This is a genomic window from Gilliamella sp. X-23 (genome assembly GCF_057063545.1).
In genome coordinates this window covers 41721-55583 of record NZ_JBXSQG010000016.1, presented here as the reverse complement: position 1 = coordinate 55583, position 13863 = coordinate 41721, and the positions used below count along the sequence as shown (strand labels likewise).

The window sequence follows — 13863 nt, the reverse complement described above, 5'->3', positions numbered from 1 at the left end:
TTAACCAAACATTTTACCGCTTTAGTTTGCTGTCTCAAGGGCTGCGTATACTACGCTACACTTTTTTATTCGTCAAGATCTTTTTTCAATTTTTCGATCTTATTTTTAACTCACTCACCGTCTGCTTTTCGCTGACTGCGTGTCAGTGGATGCGCATTATAGGGACTTAAAAAATTCGCGCAAGTATTAATTTTAATTTTTTTTCCGTTTGTTCTTTATTTGCTCAAATTGTTTTACTTAATACATTTGATACAAACAAAATAAATTTCATTAGCTATATAAAAGACAATCTAGTTTTTTAATAAAAAATAATAAATTAAAATATGAATAGCATTACTTAACGCATACCACCAATAAGATATTGCGCTTTATTTTTGAAAATCAATTTTATAATGTTAGCAATGATAACACTTAAAACTAAACTGAGTACTAAAAAAATTATAGCGCCCAATGATGCTAGCCAGCCATTATTTGTTTTAATTATGCTTTTGAGTGGAGACTGATACAATATTTGTTCAAGTTCTAACACAATAATTTCATGAATAAAATAGATTGGAAAGCTGATATTTGCCATATAAGAAAAGAATTTATAACATTTTCCTTCATTGCTTTTGTGATTTAATTTATCTAAAAAATAAAGCGCTAATATAAACAGAATAATTTTTTGTAATGTATCATAATAAAGCTTTTCAACACTTAAATGGCTTGTATAGCGATAAGCGAAAGGAACACAAAAGCATAAACCAAAAAAGAATATGACTAAAAATAAATTACTTTTTACTAATTTCATAATGGTTTGATAATTTTGTTTTATCATCATACCAGTTAAATAAACTGGACCATAATGTAATAAATTTAAAAAAGGTTGAGTAAAATCAGGTTTAGTAAACATCACAACCCAAAACATAGAAATCAAACCAGCCACAATTAAACTCTTCTTCGACCAAAAGTATAATAAAGGGGCCATTAAATAAATGATAATAATCATAGGCATAAACCATAATGGCAACAACTGTGTTCCAGTTAACATCATTTTTGTTATTGTACTAATTATGCTAGATTCGGTCGAGGAATACCAAGGTAAATCTGATAAATATTGATAATGAAAAAATATAAAGCAGAAAATAGATACCGAAATGTAAGGACATACCACAGTCTTAAACTTTGATAAGTAATATGTTCTAGTGTCAAATTTGTATGTTAGATGTTGAAATAAAAAACCTGCAATTAATACAAAAAATGTTGTGAAATTAAATGCAAATAAATTCAAAAAAGAAAATAGATAACTATCAGCAATTAAGTGAGTGTTTTTAAACACACCTAAACAGTGACTAAAAACAATCATAATAATTGCAACACCACGTAATACATGTATTGAATGAATTTTTTGCGGTTTTTCTGTTACCATTTTGGGTATTGTAAGTTAATGAAAACACATTAGCATACATTATCGCATATTCGCATAATTAGAACTACTATTTATGAAAATAAAATTTGGACAAATAATTATAATTATATATATAAAAATCAGTTAATTAAAAGAATAGTTATATTGATAACTTTTTAACAGCAAATGAACAAATAGGAATAATTTCACGCTTTTCTTGCTGTAATCGTTCAACCACAAGATCTAATAAATGATTAGCAATACCTTGGCCTCGATATGCTGGATCAATGTAAGTATGATCAATGGTAGCTTTATCATTTCCAACTCTTGTAAAAGTCATTTCAGCTATTTTTCTATTATTGACATCACAGACGTAAAAACAATCATCATCTTCTAAAAAATGTAATGACATAAAATTACCTATATACAATTGTAATTAAATTATTGTGAAACACATTTATACTTCATTAATGCCAAAAACTTTTATAGTAAGTTGAATCCAATATAAACTAATTTTAGGAAGGTTTACAAATAAACAAACTAGGTGACTATTGTAAGATTCTATGTTCAATAGTTCACCTATAATAAAAAGTTAGATCTTTATCAATACAGATTATGTTTTACCAAACAATTAACTTTTAGAATAATCGCTTAGCGGTATTGTATAGATCCATATCAAATGGGCGCTTCATATTATTAATAGCTTCAATAATATTATGATGTACTAATTTACCATTTTGTACACCAACGCTTCTACCAGCATGACCTTGTAGCAGCAATTCAACAGCATAAGCGCCCATACGAGAACCTAAAATACGATCATAAGGAACAGGAGAGCCGCCACGTTGAACATGACCTAATACCGTTGCACGAGTTTCGTGATGAACCGCCGCTTCAATATCTGCTGCAAGTTGGTTTACATCACACATATGCTCTGTAACAGTTACAATTGCATGTTTTTTACCTTTTGCAAAGCCCAGTTTAATTTCTTCGATTAGATCTTCTTTAGTATAAGAAACCTCAGGAATAATCATAAACTCACAGCCACCAGCAACAGAAGCATTTAAAGTTAAATCACCACAGTCCCGCCCCATAATTTCAATAACTGAAATTCGGTTATGCGAAGAACAAGTATCACGTAATCTATCAATGGCTTCAACTGCAGTACTAAGGGCAGTAAAATAGCCAATAGTATAATCAGTTCCACGAATATCATTATCGATAGTACCTGGTAAGCCGATACATGGAAAACCTTCTTCAGTTAATCGCATTGCCCCCATATATGAACCATCACCACCAATAACCACTAAAGCATCAATTTGATGTTTTTTTAAATTAGCAATGGCTTTTTGTCTTACGTTTTTATCTTTAAACTCTGGGAATCTAGCCGAACCAAGAAATGTACCACCACGAGTAATAATATCTGATACACTTGAACGCTCTAATTGAACAATACGATCTTCACAAAGCCCCATATAACCATCATAAATACCAAAGACATCCAATCCTTCTGCTAATGCAGTTCTTACAACACCACGAATAGCAGCATTCATTCCCGGAGCATCGCCACCACTGGTTAAAATACCTATTTTTTTTATCATATGAAACAACTCCAAATTATTAACTTTTCGTTATTATAGAGTCTTAACTGATATCTAACAATAGACAATAAAAGCTATTTTTGATTAATTTTTCTACTTCTTTATTTCGGTTGGCACAACGGAAATTGGATCTTGGTGAATAATCACTGTTGCTGGAGAGAACTCTTTAGAAATATGTTCTTCAATAGCATCGGCAATAGCATGTGCTCTAATTAAAGGCATATCATCATCTAGCTCAAGGTGCAATTGAATAAATTTCAAAGGACCTGCTTGCCGTGTTTTTAGCTCATGAAAACCTTGTACCTCAGGATATGAAGTAACAATTTCAGCAATTCTTACCTTGTCGCTATCAGGCAAAGCACGATCAAGTAGATCTTGAATAGCACGATAAGCAATATGATAAGCGTTATAACAAATGTATAAAGCAATAAACGATGCAAAGGCAGCATCAGCATAAGTAATGCCGTACCAACTTAAACAAAGTGCAATAATAACAGCAATATTCATCAGCATGTCGGAAGAATAATGTAGCATATCAGCCTGAATAGCATTACTGCTGGTCATTTTTACAACGTGTCTTTGGTATAAGACAAGAACAGCTGTAATTACAGCAGAAACTATCGAAACAGCAATTCCTAATAAAGGAAGCTGCAACTCGCTTGGGTGAATAAAAGAGCGAATACTAGAAAGTAATAAAATTATCGCAGAACCAATAATAAATGCGCTCTGCGATAATGCAGCCAACGATTCTGCCTTACCATGACCAAAAGTATGTTCATCATCTGCAGGTTTTAGCGCATAACGGACTAAAAAGAAATTGAATCCAGAAGCAAGTAAATCGATACTTGAATCCAATAATGACGCAAATAAGCTTATTGATCCCGTTAACCAGCAAGTAATCAATTTAATTAAAATTAGAAAAATAGAGATTAGAACAGCGCTCAATGTCGCTCTTTTAACTAATCTTTCATACAAATGTGAATTTGACATTTGATACCTATTTATTGATAGGATTCAATCCCTGATGGAAGAACTAACTGTTGAGCAACCTCGGCAGCTTTTGTTTGTCCTAACAATACCTCGATAATTTTTAAGGCAAAATCAATGGATGTCGCAGGACCTTGGCTGGTAATGACTTTATTTTGCTCATCATAATAAACTCTATCAGCTTTCCAGTTTTTGAATGCCTCTTTAGTGGTTGGATAACCGGTCATATCAGCATGTGGGAATAAATTATGATGCAGCAAAACCATGGCTGGCGAAGCACAGATTGCAGCAACAATACCACCACTCTGGTGTGTTTGTTTTAATTTCTCGATCAATAATGGACAGTCTCGAAAATTTTCTGCACCTTTTACACCACCGGGTAAAATAACAACGTCAAAATCAATGTATTGAATATCTAAAATCGTTTTTTTAGCTAAAATTGTTACTCCTCGGGAACATTCAATTTCACGAATATTCGAGATGCTCGCGGTAGTCACTTTAATATCGGCTCTGGTTAATAAATCAATTGTCGTGACTGCTTCTGTTTCTTCACAACCATTTGATAAAAATACCAACGCTTGTTTTGTCATTGTTGCCCCTCTTTTGAATAAGTAACTGACTCATCATATTTAATAAAATGAGATTTATTTTACCCTTTCAATATTCGCACCTAATTTTCTTAGTTTTTCTTCAATATTATCATAACCACGATCAATATGATAAATTCGATCAACCGTCGTTAAACCTTCTGCTATGCAACCAGCTAAAACTAAACTTGCAGATGCTCGTAAATCCGTTGCCATAACTTGTGTTCCACTTAATTTTTCAACGCCATGCGTAATTAATGTATTGCCTTCAATTTCAGCTCTAGCACCCATACGAATTAACTCAGGCACATGCATAAATCGATTTTCAAAAATCGTTTCTTTAATGATTCCTGTACCCTCAGCAACCATATTCAATAATGAAAATTGTGCCTGCATATCAGTAGGAAACCCTGGATGCGGAGCGGTGTGAATATTGACCGCTTTCGCTCTTTTTCCCTGCATATCTAAACAAATCCAATCTTCACCAATTTCAATTTTAGCACCAGCCTCCTTCAATTTAGAAAGCACGGAATCAAGTAAGGTAGGATCAGTTTTACGACACGTAATTTTACCTTGAGATATAGCAGCCGCAACTAAAAAAGTCCCGGTTTCAATGCGATCCGAAACGATCTCATGCACACCACCACCTAAACATTCGACCCCTTCAATTTCAATACGCATAGTACCAGCACCGGTAATTTTAGCGCCTAGCATATTCAGGAATTTAGCTGTATCAACAATTTCAGGTTCACAAGCTGCATTTTCGATTACAGTTTTACCTTCAGCTAAAGTAGCAGATGACATAATAGTCACAGTCGCGCCAACACTGACTTTATCCATAACAATATGAGCACCTTTCAGCCGTCCATTTACCGATGCTTTAACATAACCTTCATCAAGTGTAATTGTCGCCCCTAATTGTTCAAGACCCGTAATATGAAGATCAACAGGTCTTGCGCCGATAGCACAGCCACCAGGTAATGAAACTTGTCCTTGTCCAAAACGAGCAACCAATGGACCTAAAGCCCAAATTGAGGCACGCATAGTTTTAACTAAATCATAAGGCGCACAATAGTTATTAAGATGACTTGCATCAAGATGAATAAAATCATTTCGTTCACATTTTACACCTAGCTGGCTTAACAATTCCAACGTTGTGTCAATATCCTTCAGTTTGGGAACATTGCGAAGTTCTACTGGTTTTTCTGCCAAAATCGCAGCAAATAAAATGGGTAGTGCAGCATTTTTTGCCCCAGAAATAACCACTTCACCATTTAACATGGTTGGGCCTGTTACGTGAAATTTTTCCATTATTAACTCTTATGCTTGATAAATTAGCAAATATTATAGAATTTATTTACTGATAGATAAATGAATTTCATGAAAAATTTAAAATACGGCCTTCTTCTAAATCAACGAAAAATAAATAAAATCAATAGCTATCGAAATTTCATCATATTTCTTACTTTAATAACAATTACGATTAATCAATGATTGACTCAGGCTAATTAGCATCTTATATTGGAATATATTAATTTTTAAATGTAATTTAAGTTATGAGATATGATTGACAAGGATTTAATATCTCAGTATAAGACAATAATGTTCAATTAAGAGAAAAGGTATGTTTGATTCACTCGCTAAAGCAGGAAAATATCTGGGCCAAGCTGCTAAATTAATGATTGGCATTCCTGATTATGATAATTATGTTCAGCACATGAAGCTCACTCATCCAGAACAAACACCCATGACTTATGAAGAGTTTTTCAAAGAGCGTCAAGATGCAAAATATAGTGGCAAAGGTGGATTTAAATGTTGCTAACGGTTAAGGGACAATAAATGACAGACCCTATTTCATCTTCATTATTACCTGTTACCTTATTAACTGGTTTTTTGGGCTCCGGTAAAACAACACTTATTAATTATCTGTTAAAGCATAACCATGATGAGAAAGTGATTATTATCGAAAATGAATTTGGTCCAGTAAACATCGATAGTAATTTATTAAATGTTAGTGCCGAAATTCAACTTGTTGAAATGACTAATGGCTGTATTTGTTGTACAGTGCAAGGTGAACTCACTGAAGCATTACATAAATTACACGCAAAACGTTCAGTTGGTGAATTACAATTTGAGCGATTGATTATCGAAACAACTGGGCTTGCTGATCCGGCACCGATTATTCAAACCTTTTTTATTGATGATTTAATTCGTGAAACAATTCAACTTGATGCTGTTATTACTCTTGTTGACGCTCAACATATTTTAAAACACCTTAATGAACATCGTGTAGCCTTTTCACAAATTGGTTTTGCTGATCGAATTATTTTAACCAAAACTGATTGTATTAATGATGAACAAAAGGCAGAAGTCATTAACCGAATTCATAAAATCAACCATAAAGCGGCTATCTTTGAAACAGAAAAAGGTCAAATACCAAAATCGCAATGGCTTGATATACATGCCTTTGAATTAAGTGATGAGCTAACAATAAATAAAGGTTTTTTTGTTATTAATCCAACGCAAATTTTCGAAGCTGGATTTAAACCACTACCACGACAAAAACAAAACACATCGTGGGATGATAATATTTGTTCTTATCTCTTTGAAGCTGGCGAACTCGATCTAAAAAAAATTGGATCTTTTATGGAACGCTTAGTCGAACAATATGGCAACGATATGTTGCGCTACAAAGGTGTTTTAGCAATAAAAGGGAACGATCAACGATTAATTGTTCAAGGTGTGCATAAGGTCGTAGGATTTGACTATGGTTCTCCCTGGCAAAATTTATCAGAAAGAATATCACGATTAGTAATAATCAGTCGTAAACTACCATTTAATGAATTAAATCAAGCATTTTTAAAAACAATATCAGACCAATAACAAAAGTAAGCAGATCGAGATAGTGAGTCCAAATCCTGTTTTTATCCTAAAACATATAATTTATTGATTTTTTTTAAAAGTTAACTGGTATAGATAAACTTACATATCTAATAGCCACATTTAATATAATTTGCTAACATAAACACCTTTTAAAAGTGATAAAGCAAACAACAAAATTAACATGGATTACGATATCGCAATCATAGGTCTTGGACCTGCTGGCAGTACGCTAGCTCGCTTACTCAGCCCTTCTTTTAAAGTCATTGCATTAGATACAAAACATCAAGCCGGAAATGAAGGTTTCCATAAACCTTGTGGAGGATTATTAGCCAATGATGCACAAAAAGCTTTTATTAGACAAAAGTTAAATTTACCCAAAGATATCTTAACTGATCCGCAAATTTTTAGTGTCAAAACTATAGACTTACAAACCAAACTTATTCGTAATTACCAACGAAGTTACGTAAGCTTTGATCGACACAAATTTGATCTATGGCTAAAATCACTGATACCATCAAAAGTTACAGTACTCCATAATACACTTTGTAAAGAAGTTAGACGTATCATTGATGGTTATCAAATCACTTATATTGCTCAAGATAAAACAGAACACAATGTCACAGCACAATATGTAGTCGGCGCTGACGGTGCAAACTCCCTTGTTAGGCGGATGCGATATCCTCAACATACAATAAGACAGTATGTAGCGATACAGCAATGGTTTCCAGAAATGCACCCAAATCCTTTTAATTCGTGCGTCTTTGATAATGAATCGACAAATTGCTACGCTTGGAGCATTTCGAAAGATGGTTATTTTATCTTTGGTGGTGCTTTCCCCAAAAAAGTAGCAAATCAACATTTTGAAAAATTAAAAGAAAAACTATCAAAGCAAGGATTTATTTTTGGAGAACCCCTAAAAACAGAAAAATGCTTAGTGGTTTATCCAAATCGATTACGTGATTTTTACACCGGTAATGAAAATATATTTTTGATAGGGGAAGCAGCAGGTTTTATTAGTGCAAGTTCTTTGGAAGGTATTAGCTATGCTTTGGATAGTGCTGAAATTTTAAGTAAAATTTTAAACAGTGGCCATCCAAAGCCCAATAAATGCTATTACCAACGAACAATTCCACTACGCTTCAAACTTTATGGCAAAATTGTTAAGGCTAAATTATTAACAACCCCTATATGGCGTAAATTAATAATGAAAAGCAAGATTCAGCATACTGAACAATATTGATCAACATAAAATAAAAAATAGTAAAAATAATAATGAAATATATAGGAAAATATTAATTATGTTTGATGTCAAGGATTTAATTCGTTTCAACCATGAATGGTCAGAAAAAATAGAGCAAGAAGATCCAGATTTTTTTAAACAACTTGCCATTGAACAAAACCCTAAATTTTTGTGGATCGGCTGCTCGGATAGTCGTGTTTCAGCAGAAAAACTCATTAAGTTAAAACCCGGCGAATTATTTGTACATCGAAATGTCGGTAATCTTGTAATCCATACAGATTTAAACTGTTTATCTGTCGTTCAATATGCTGTAGATGTACTCAAAATTGAAGACATCATTGTTTGTGGTCATTTAGGTTGTGGTGGAATTCGTGATGCGGTTGAAAATCCTGATTTAGGGTTAATTAATAACTGGCTACTGCATATTCGTGATCTGTGGTTTCGAAACAGTTCACTACTGGGCCAATTTCCACCCGATATCCGCTTAGATGTGTTATGTGAACTCAATGTAATTGAACAAGTTTACAATCTTGGTCACTCCACAATAATCCAATCAGCATGGCAACGAGGTCAAAAAGTGAATTTACATGGTTGGGTTTACGGTATTGATAACGGTAAAATAACCGATTTACATATCACATCATCCAGCAGTGAAAATCTTGAAATTAATTATCGTGAGGCAATTTCTTATCTTTTAAATTTACATAAATCACAAAAATAACCCAATTTTTTATTTAAAACGATAAATAACTTGATTGCTACTTCCTCGCCACAATAAGCGAGGATCAGCAAGTTCTTGTACAAATTTTCCATCAATTAACACATCAATATAAGGAATAACGGCTTGTTGTTCAGCAGTTAACTCATCAAATTTATACCCTGTCCAAAGCCAGATATCTTTGTTATCGCACTCAGATTTAACGCGTTGAACCAATTTTAATATAGCTTGAATATTTTGAGGATGCAAAGGATCACCACCAGAAAGAGATAATCCTTGACGTTTTATTTCTGTATCTTGCAAATCTTTAATGATTTGATCTTCAAGTGAATGTGTAAATGGCGAACCTGAATTTACTCCCCATGTACTTTTGTTATAACAACCTGGACATTGGTGTTCGCAGCCTGCAACAAAAAGTACACAACGAGTACCCTCGCCATTCACAACATCTACGGGATAATAGCGATGATAATTCATAAGTATTACATTTATTATTAACCAATTTGACCATTATTCAAATGTTTGACTCGGCGTTTTACTTCTTCTTGTTTACCGGCATTGAATGGGCGAGCATCAGGGCTACCCAGATATCCACAAACACGGCGAGTAACAGAAACTTTTGAAGAATCATGATTACCACAACTTGGGCAAACAAAGCCTTTACTCGTACAAGAAAATTCACCAGTATAACCACACTCATAACACTCATCAATTGGCGTATTAGTTCCATAATAAGGCACTCGAGTATAACTGTAATCCCAAACATCCTCTAATGCTTTGATGTTGTTAATCATATTAGGGTATTCACCATAGCAGATGAATCCACCATTTGCGATAGAAGGATAAGCTTTTTCAAATTCAATTTTTTCATATGGGTTAACCTTTTTCTCAACATCAAGATGAAAACTGTTCGTATAATAGCCTTTATCTGTGACACCAGAAATCACACCAAATTCAGCTGTATCAAGTCGGCAGAATCGATCACATAAGTTCTCACTTGGCGTACTATATAAACTAAAACCATAACCAGTTTCATCCTTCCATTGATCTACCGCTTTACGTAAACGCTCAACAATTTCTACCCCTTTTTCACGTAATTTATCGCTGTCAAATGGATGTGTTTGATTTCCGTAAAGTGCATTTAATGTTTCATGAAGACCAATATAACCTAAAGAGATCGAAGCCCGACCATTTTTAAAAATTTCAGAAACACTATCATCTTCATTAAGTCTAACACCACAAGCACCTTCCATATATAAAATAGGTGCAACACGCGCTTTTACACCATCCAGTCGAGCAATACGTGTCATTAAAGCCTTTTTACATAGCGCTAAACGTTTATCTAAAATATCCCAAAAACGAGCTTCATCGCCTTTAGCCTCAATACCGATACGAGGCAAGTTTAAACTAATAACTCCTAAATTATTACGCCCATCATGAATTAATTGACCATCTTCTTCATAAACACCTAAAAAGCTTCTACAGCCCATTGGCGTTTTAAATGATCCAGTAACTTCGACAACTTTATCGTAGTTTAGAATATCTGGATACATACGCTTACTTGCGCATTCCAACGCAAGTTGTTTAATATCATAATTTGCATCGCCTTGCTTATAATTAATCCCATCTTTAATTGCAAAAACCAATTTCGGGAAAACAGCTGTTTTATGATTTTTACCAAGTCCTTTGATACGAACGTTTAAAATAGATTCTTGAATTAGGCGTGATTCCCAACTTGTTCCTAAACCAAAACCAAAAGTAACAAACGGCGTTTGACCATTAGCAGTATGCAAAGTGTTCACTTCATATTCAAGAGATTGAAACGCATCATAACACTCTTTTTGAGTTCGGCTTTTTGCATAATCCTCTGGGTTTGGGATATTCCACTCTTCTGCCACTTGTTTGTGTTTGTTATAACTGATGGTAACAAATTTCGCTAAAACTTCATCGATCCGATTAATAGTCGTCCCACCATAAATATGGCTAGCGACTTGTGCAATAATTTGCGCAGTTACTGCTGTCGCTGTCGCAATTGATTTTGGTGGTTCAATTTCAGCATTACCCATTTTAAATCCGTTAGTTAGCATGCCATCTAAATCAATTAACATACAGTTAAACATCGGAAAAAATGGTGCATAATCTAAATCATGATAATGAATTTCACCGCAATCATGAGCACGTGAAATATCTTTTGGTAACAAATATTGTTTAGCATAATGCCTTGCCACAATACCTGCGAGCAAATCACGTTGAGTTGGGATCACCTTGCTATCTTTGTTAGCATTTTCATTTAAAATAGCAACATTACTTTGCTCAATTAGCCCGCGAATATCTTGATTTAGCCGACTACGTTCTTCACGAGCGCGATCACGGTCATGGCGATACTCAATATAAGTTCTTGCCAATTTTTTATAAGGACCTGACATCAACTGATTTTCAACAGCATTTTGAATTTCATTGATATCAACACTTTCACGTTCGCTCATTTGATTAGTAACAACACGAGCAACAGCTACGCAATAATCTGGATCATGTACATTGGCCGCAACTGCAGCTTTGATGATGGCATCTTTGATTCGAGTTTCATTAAATGCAGTTTGACAACCATCTCGTTTAATTACTACAGGCATATATACTCCTCAATATTCATTAACACTTAGCGCTTATCGTAGGTTTTATATCAACATCAATATTCGTTGTAATTATTCATTTCTTATTAAATCATTAGTTTTTATGATATAAACCCAACCCCCACATCGCCAAACACTATATATAGTAAATAATAAATAATTATACACCATATATAGTGTTTTTCTAGATTTTTTAATAAACAAAATTACTTGACAAGTTTCAAGCCAATAATGACAAGGGTTTTAATAATGAAGAGAGAGAAGAAAAATAAACTCACTAACAAAAAATAACAAAAGTGCAAACTTACTTGCACTTTTGTTTACCAAAATAAGGTTATTAACTGAAAATACTATGATTCAATATTTAGCCAATTTGTATGAAAAATCCCTTCTTTATCAATACGTTGATAAGTATGAGCACCAAAATAATCTCGTTGTGCTTGAATCAAGTTAGCGGGTAATACCGCCGAACGATAGCTATCATAATAAGCAATAGCAGCCGAAAGTGTAGGAACTGCAATACCTTGCTGTACAGCTAGAGATACCACATCACGTAATGACTGTTGATAAGCTTCTGCCGTTTTATTGAAATAAGGGGCTAGCAACAAATTATCAATCTCGTTATTTTCAGCATAAGCATCCGTAATTTTTTGTAAAAATTGCGCACGAATAATACAACCTGCTCTAAAAATTTTAGCTATTTCACCATAATTCAAATTCCATTGATATTTATGGGATGCGGCTTTCAACTGAGCAAAACCTTGTGCATAAGAAATAATTTTCCCCATATATAGCGCTTTACGAACTTTCTCTATCAGTTCTTTCTTATCGCCACTATAAGACTGTTTTTCAGGACCTTTTAATACTTTTGATGCCGCAACTCGCTGATCTTTAATTGCAGATAGATAACGAGCAAATACAGACTCAGTGATTAATGATAAAGGCTCACCCAAATCTAAAGCGCTCTGGCTAGTCCATTTACCTGTCCCTTTATTGCCTGCAGCATCTAAAATCACATCAACTAAATAATTACCTTCTTCGTCTTTATGTTTGAAGATATCGGCTGTGATTTCGATCAAATAACTATCTAATTCACCTTTATTCCAATCAGTAAAAACATCAGCAAGTTCGTCGTTAGTTAAACCAACGGCATGTTTTAACACAGAATAGCTTTCCGCTATCAGTTGCATATCGCCATACTCAATACCATTATGAGCCATTTTCACATAATGGCCAGCACCATTTGGACCGATATAAGTCACACAAGGTTCGTTATTAGCCTTAGCTGCTATTTTCTCTAATATAGGTGCAACTAACTCATAAGCTTCTTTTTGACCACCTGGCATAATTGAAGGACCTTTAAGCGCCCCTTCTTCACCACCAGAAACACCTGTACCAATAAAATTAAAGCCTTCATCTGAAAGCATTTTATTGCGGCGAATGGTATCTTCAAAATAAGCATTACCACCATCAATAATAATATCGCCTTTATCTAAAAGTGGGCGTAATTCATCTATTACAGCATCAGTGCCTTTACCTGCTTGAACCATGATTAGGATGCGACGTGGCTTTTCTAAAGAATTGACGAAATCTTCAATGGTAAAATAAGGAACCAATTGCTTATCAGAATGCTCAGCCATGACTTGCTCTGTTTTATCTTTAGAACGATTATAAATAGCAACAGAAAATCCACGACTTTCAATATTGAGCGCAAGATTTCGCCCCATAACTGCCATTCCAATAACACCGATTTGTTGCTTTGACATGAGTTGGCTCCTTTATTAAACCTTTATAACCTTAACCATAAGGCTTTTTAACAACAACTAAAAC

The 13863-nt window shown here is 34.0% G+C and carries 13 protein-coding genes; 4 read left to right on the top strand and 9 right to left on the bottom strand.

Going from position 1 to position 13863, the window contains the following annotated elements; genetic code table 11:
- Positions 1-337: 337 nt before the first annotated feature.
- The 6 genes from ACYH9I_RS10080 to murA all read right to left on the bottom strand — a co-directional run bounded on the left by ACYH9I_RS10080 (position 338) and on the right by murA (position 5873).
- Complete coding sequence (locus tag ACYH9I_RS10080) at positions 338-1408, bottom strand: acyltransferase family protein (protein WP_483560600.1); 1071 nt, start codon at positions 1406-1408, stop codon at positions 338-340.
- Between the two features lie 139 nt (positions 1409-1547).
- Positions 1548-1799, bottom strand: coding sequence for a GNAT family N-acetyltransferase (locus ACYH9I_RS10075; RefSeq protein WP_483560599.1), 252 nt, complete (start codon positions 1797-1799; stop codon positions 1548-1550).
- Positions 1800-2025: 226 nt separating this feature from the next.
- Positions 2026-2988, bottom strand: coding sequence for a 6-phosphofructokinase (gene pfkA, locus ACYH9I_RS10070; RefSeq protein WP_483560598.1), 963 nt, complete (start codon positions 2986-2988; stop codon positions 2026-2028).
- A gap of 93 nt (positions 2989-3081) precedes the next feature.
- Complete coding sequence (locus ACYH9I_RS10065) at positions 3082-3978, bottom strand: cation diffusion facilitator family transporter (RefSeq protein ID WP_483560597.1); 897 nt, start codon at positions 3976-3978, stop codon at positions 3082-3084.
- Between the two features lie 11 nt (positions 3979-3989).
- Complete coding sequence (locus tag ACYH9I_RS10060) at positions 3990-4565, bottom strand: DJ-1 family glyoxalase III (protein WP_483560596.1); 576 nt, start codon at positions 4563-4565, stop codon at positions 3990-3992.
- A 54-nt stretch (positions 4566-4619) separates the two neighbouring features.
- Positions 4620-5873: a UDP-N-acetylglucosamine 1-carboxyvinyltransferase gene (gene murA, locus ACYH9I_RS10055; RefSeq protein WP_483560595.1), complete on the bottom strand. Its 1254-nt coding sequence runs from the start codon at positions 5871-5873 to the stop codon at positions 4620-4622.
- Positions 5874-6186: 313 nt separating this feature from the next.
- Between murA and ACYH9I_RS10050 the strand changes: the two genes are divergently transcribed.
- From ACYH9I_RS10050 to can, 4 genes are all read left to right on the top strand, one after another.
- The gene (locus ACYH9I_RS10050; RefSeq protein ID WP_174797950.1) at positions 6187-6384 is read left to right on the top strand and encodes a YbdD/YjiX family protein; all 198 of its coding nucleotides are present in this window, start codon (positions 6187-6189) and stop codon (positions 6382-6384) included.
- A gap of 17 nt (positions 6385-6401) precedes the next feature.
- A complete protein-coding gene (locus tag ACYH9I_RS10045; protein WP_483560594.1) occupies positions 6402-7445 on the top strand; it encodes a CobW family GTP-binding protein in 1044 nt (347 codons plus the stop codon).
- Positions 7446-7626: 181 nt separating this feature from the next.
- Positions 7627-8685 carry an FAD-binding protein gene (locus ACYH9I_RS10040; RefSeq protein ID WP_483560593.1) on the top strand — a complete coding sequence of 353 codons (1059 nt, stop codon included), beginning with the start codon at positions 7627-7629 and terminating at the stop codon, positions 8683-8685.
- A 58-nt stretch (positions 8686-8743) separates the two neighbouring features.
- Positions 8744-9406, top strand: coding sequence for a carbonate dehydratase (gene can, locus ACYH9I_RS10035; protein WP_483560592.1), 663 nt, complete (start codon positions 8744-8746; stop codon positions 9404-9406).
- A gap of 9 nt (positions 9407-9415) precedes the next feature.
- Here the strand turns inward: can and nrdG are convergent, their stop codons facing one another.
- From nrdG to gndA, 3 genes are all read right to left on the bottom strand, one after another.
- Entirely contained in the window at positions 9416-9880 is a 465-nt protein-coding gene (nrdG, locus tag ACYH9I_RS10030; protein ID WP_483560591.1) for an anaerobic ribonucleoside-triphosphate reductase-activating protein, read from the bottom strand.
- A 17-nt stretch (positions 9881-9897) separates the two neighbouring features.
- Entirely contained in the window at positions 9898-12033 is a 2136-nt protein-coding gene (nrdD, locus tag ACYH9I_RS10025) for an anaerobic ribonucleoside-triphosphate reductase (RefSeq protein ID WP_483560590.1), read from the bottom strand.
- Positions 12034-12383: 350 nt separating this feature from the next.
- Positions 12384-13799, bottom strand: coding sequence for an NADP-dependent phosphogluconate dehydrogenase (gene gndA, locus ACYH9I_RS10020; protein ID WP_483560589.1), 1416 nt, complete (start codon positions 13797-13799; stop codon positions 12384-12386).
- Positions 13800-13863: the final 64 nt, after the last annotated feature.

Coding starts and splice junctions, on each gene's coding strand:
- ACYH9I_RS10080 (WP_483560600.1), bottom strand. CDS start 1,408: ATGGTAACAGAAAAACCGCAAAAAATTCATTCAATACATGTATTACGT.
- ACYH9I_RS10075 (WP_483560599.1), bottom strand. CDS start 1,799: ATGTCATTACATTTTTTAGAAGATGATGATTGTTTTTACGTCTGTGAT.
- pfkA (WP_483560598.1), bottom strand. CDS start 2,988: ATGATAAAAAAAATAGGTATTTTAACCAGTGGTGGCGATGCTCCGGGA.
- ACYH9I_RS10065 (WP_483560597.1), bottom strand. CDS start 3,978: ATGTCAAATTCACATTTGTATGAAAGATTAGTTAAAAGAGCGACATTG.
- ACYH9I_RS10060 (WP_483560596.1), bottom strand. CDS start 4,565: ATGACAAAACAAGCGTTGGTATTTTTATCAAATGGTTGTGAAGAAACA.
- murA (WP_483560595.1), bottom strand. CDS start 5,873: ATGGAAAAATTTCACGTAACAGGCCCAACCATGTTAAATGGTGAAGTG.
- ACYH9I_RS10050 (WP_174797950.1), top strand. CDS start 6,187: ATGTTTGATTCACTCGCTAAAGCAGGAAAATATCTGGGCCAAGCTGCT.
- ACYH9I_RS10045 (WP_483560594.1), top strand. CDS start 6,402: ATGACAGACCCTATTTCATCTTCATTATTACCTGTTACCTTATTAACT.
- ACYH9I_RS10040 (WP_483560593.1), top strand. CDS start 7,627: ATGGATTACGATATCGCAATCATAGGTCTTGGACCTGCTGGCAGTACG.
- can (WP_483560592.1), top strand. CDS start 8,744: ATGTTTGATGTCAAGGATTTAATTCGTTTCAACCATGAATGGTCAGAA.
- nrdG (WP_483560591.1), bottom strand. CDS start 9,880: ATGAATTATCATCGCTATTATCCCGTAGATGTTGTGAATGGCGAGGGT.
- nrdD (WP_483560590.1), bottom strand. CDS start 12,033: ATGCCTGTAGTAATTAAACGAGATGGTTGTCAAACTGCATTTAATGAA.
- gndA (WP_483560589.1), bottom strand. CDS start 13,799: ATGTCAAAGCAACAAATCGGTGTTATTGGAATGGCAGTTATGGGGCGA.